The organism is Novosphingobium sp. B 225, from assembly GCF_002198665.1.
Taxonomy (GTDB): domain Bacteria; phylum Pseudomonadota; class Alphaproteobacteria; order Sphingomonadales; family Sphingomonadaceae; genus Novosphingobium.
The window spans coordinates 1-3,180 of the sequence record NZ_MWLM01000034.1; the positions used below are offsets into that span (position 1 = coordinate 1).

Here is a 3,180-nt window from a genome sequence, read left to right on the forward strand (position 1 = left end):
CGAAGAAAAAGAGGCGCAGAGCGGCTCGAGTTTGCAGCGAAACCGCTCTCAAATTCGGCGATCTGGCAAACCGCAAGTTCGCACGGATTCAAGAGCCTTCGGCTCAGTGTAACATCTCTGCGCCTCTTTTTCTTCGCTGCGACCTCTGCGTGAACCCCAAAAAACCCAGTCTAACCGACCAAAGCATCCCGCGCCACGCGCGCATAGATCCGCGCCAGGGCTTCAAGATCGGCCACGGCCACGGCTTCGTCGCGCTTGTGCATGGTGGCGTTGCACAGGCCGAATTCGATCACCGGGCACAGGTCTTTCAGGAACCGCGCGTCGCTGGTGCCGCCGGTGGTGCTGGGTTCGGGGGTCAGGCCGGTTTCCGCCTCAACCGCGCGGGCGATCATCGCGGAAAAGTCCCCCGGCGGGGTCAGGAAAGCTTCGCCGCTGATCACCGGACGGGCGCTGCCGCCGTGCTGCTGCGCAATCCTGCTGACCCGGTCGGCCAGTTCCTGTCCGGTGTGGAGCGCATTGAACCGGATCGACAGGCGCGCTGAGGCGCGGCTGGGGATGACATTGGTGGCGGGATTGCCCACGGTCACGTCGGTAATCTCAAGATTGCTCGGCTGGAACCATTCGGTGCCGTCATCAAGCGGCATGGCTTTAAGGTCAGCCAGCATGGCGATCAGCCGGGTGATCGGATTGTCCGCCAGGTGCGGATAGGCGACGTGGCCTTCCTTGCCCTCAACCTCAAGCCACACGTTGACCGAACCGCGGCGGCCGACTTTCATCATGTCGCCCAGCCGGCCCACGCTGGTTGGCTCGCCCACCAGGCACAGGTCGGGCAGCGCGCCCACCTCGCGCATGTGTTCGATCAGCGCAACCGTGCCGAAGCGCGCCGGGCCTTCCTCGTCCCCGGTGATGATCAGGCTCAGCGTGCCGGCATCGGCCGGCACCTGCGCCGCAGCGGCAACCATCGCCGCGATCGCGCCCTTCATGTCCACCGCGCCGCGCCCATAGAGCAGCTCGCCTCCAGGACTTGGGCGCAGTTCGGGCGCAAACGGCGCGCTGGTCCAGCCTTCGCCCGGGGGGACCACATCGACGTGGCCTGCAAAAGCGAAGTGGCGGCTGCCCAGTGGTCCGCGCCGGATGGCGAACAGATTCTCGACCGGCCCGTCCGGCGCCTCGCCCGCGCTGAAGCGGTGCACTTCGAACCCCAGCGGGCGCAGCTGCCCTTCAAGGCAATCGAACACGAGGCCCGCAGCGGGGGTAACGCTGGGGCAGGCGATCAGCGCTTCGGCAAGGGAGAGCACGGTGGTCATGGCTGGATAGGGGCATATGGGCTATGCCGGGCCAAGACAAGCCGGAGTGCCGCAATGCCCAAACTCGATCTCGCCGCCATCCCGGTCAAGACCACCAGCGACTATCCCGCGCCCTTCGATCAGCCGATCGCCGGGCGGCACGCGCGACGGATCGGTCCGGTGGCCGGGCTGACCCACCTTGGCGCTGGGCTGATCGTGCTGAAGCCCGGGGCATGGTCCAGCCAGCGCCACTGGCACAAGGGCGAGGACGAGCTGCTGGTGATGCTGAGCGGTGAGGCAGTGCTGGTTGAAGACGCGGGCCGCACCGTGCTGCGCGCCGGGGATATCTGCACCTGGGCTGCCGGGGTGGAGGACGGCCACCACCTGATCAACGAAAGCGACGCGCCGTGCAGTTTCCTGTGCGTCAGCGCCGGGCAGGAACTGGGCGGGGTCTATCCCGATATCGACATGATCTGGGGCGCGGATGATCTGTACCGCCACAAGGATGGCAGGCCGTATTGATGCACCTGAACCCCCTCCTCTTTAGCGGAGGGGGTTGGGGGTGGTGTGGTCCAGCGCCGCCATCGCGTGCCGCCCCCCTCGGCCCCCGCCTCGTTAGAGGAGAGGGAGGGAACCTACTTCTTCGCCGCGGGCAGCTCGTACTGCTCGATCACCCAGTCCTCGGCCTCGGCGGAGGAGAGCCATTGCTGGAGCCATTCGTGCTCCCACACGGCTTCCATGTAAGCGAGCGCGAAGCCGGGGACGCCAATGCCATAGGTCATGAACCGGCTGACCACCGGGGCATAGATGATGTCCGCCGCGCTGTAGGTGCCCAAAAGGAACGGCCCGCCTTTGCCGAACCGGGCGCGGGCCTCGGCCCACAGCGTCAGGATCCGGACCACATCGCTGCGCGCCGCTGCGCTCAGTTCAAGGCCGGTCACGCGGCTGCGCATGTTCATCGGGCATTCGCTGCGCAGCGCGGCATAGGAACTGTGCATTTCCGCGACCATTGACCGGGCCATGGCGCGGGCATCGTCCTGCTTGGGCCAGAACCGCTCACGCCCGACCTTGTCGGCCAGATATTCGATGATCGCCAGACTGTCCCACACCACCGCTTCGCCGTCCCACAGCACCGGAACCTTGCCGCTGGACGGGGCAAGATCATCGTCGCCCTTCTTGCGCGCGTCCCAGTCCTCGCCAAACAGCGGGACGGTGATTTCCTCGAACGCCAGCCCTGATTGCTTGCAGGCCAGCCAGCCGCGCAGCGACCAGCTGGAATAGTTCTTGTTGCCGATGATGAGCTTCATAAGTAGCGGCTAGTCATTCATCCAAACCATGTCGAGTCTGAACACATGTCGCTGCGCCCGTTTCACCTCGCCTTCCCGGTCCGCGATCTGGCCGAAGCACGCGCCTTCTGGGGCGGCACGATGGGCTGCGCGGAGGGGCGCAGTTCGGACCAGTGGATCGATTTCGATTTCTACGGCCACCAGATCGTCGCGCATTGCACCGGGCAGGCGGCGGGGGATGCGGGCAACAATCCGGTCGATGGCCACGGCGTGCCGGTGCCACATTTCGGCATCGTCCTGACGCTGGAGGACTGGCAGGCCCTGGCCGACCGGCTGACCGCAGCCGGGGTGCAGTTCGAAATCGAACCCTACATCCGCTTCAAGGGCCAGACCGGCGAACAGGCAACAATGTTCTTCCGCGACCCCAGCGGCAATGCGATCGAGATGAAGGCCTTTGCGGACCTGGGGCAATTGTTCGCGAAGTAGGCCGTTTGGGCAGTTTTTGACATGATCAAACGGCAGCCCTTGGGAGGTCTGATTACGCCGCTGAATGGCCGGAATGTTGGGGGGAGGGGACGCGCTTCCCTCCCCCCAACATTCCGGCCATT

Annotated in this window: 4 protein-coding genes; 2 read left to right on the forward strand and 2 right to left on the reverse strand. The window is 65.4% G+C overall.

Annotated elements, in window-relative coordinates; all coding sequences use genetic code 11:
* Window positions 1-170: 170 nt before the first annotated feature.
* Window positions 171-1,307 (reverse strand): succinyl-diaminopimelate desuccinylase, encoded by a 1,137-nt coding sequence (gene dapE / locus MNBBLIKP_RS04885; protein ID WP_088308061.1) that lies wholly within the window; start codon window positions 1,305-1,307, stop codon window positions 171-173.
* Window positions 1,308-1,361: 54 nt separating this feature from the next.
* Between dapE and MNBBLIKP_RS04890 the strand changes: the two genes are divergently transcribed.
* Window positions 1,362-1,808 carry a cupin domain-containing protein gene (locus MNBBLIKP_RS04890; protein ID WP_088308063.1) on the forward strand — a complete coding sequence of 149 codons (447 nt, stop codon included), beginning with the start codon at window positions 1,362-1,364 and terminating at the stop codon, window positions 1,806-1,808.
* Between the two features lie 113 nt (window positions 1,809-1,921).
* On the opposite strand, the gene MNBBLIKP_RS04895 is transcribed toward MNBBLIKP_RS04890, so the two are convergent.
* Window positions 1,922-2,593 carry a glutathione S-transferase family protein gene (locus tag MNBBLIKP_RS04895; RefSeq protein ID WP_088308065.1) on the reverse strand — a complete coding sequence of 224 codons (672 nt, stop codon included), beginning with the start codon at window positions 2,591-2,593 and terminating at the stop codon, window positions 1,922-1,924.
* A gap of 45 nt (window positions 2,594-2,638) precedes the next feature.
* On the opposite strand from MNBBLIKP_RS04895, the gene MNBBLIKP_RS04900 reads away from it, so the two are divergent.
* Window positions 2,639-3,058, forward strand: a complete 420-nt coding sequence (locus MNBBLIKP_RS04900) for a VOC family protein (protein ID WP_088308067.1) — start codon at window positions 2,639-2,641, stop codon at window positions 3,056-3,058.
* Window positions 3,059-3,180 lie beyond the last annotated feature (122 nt).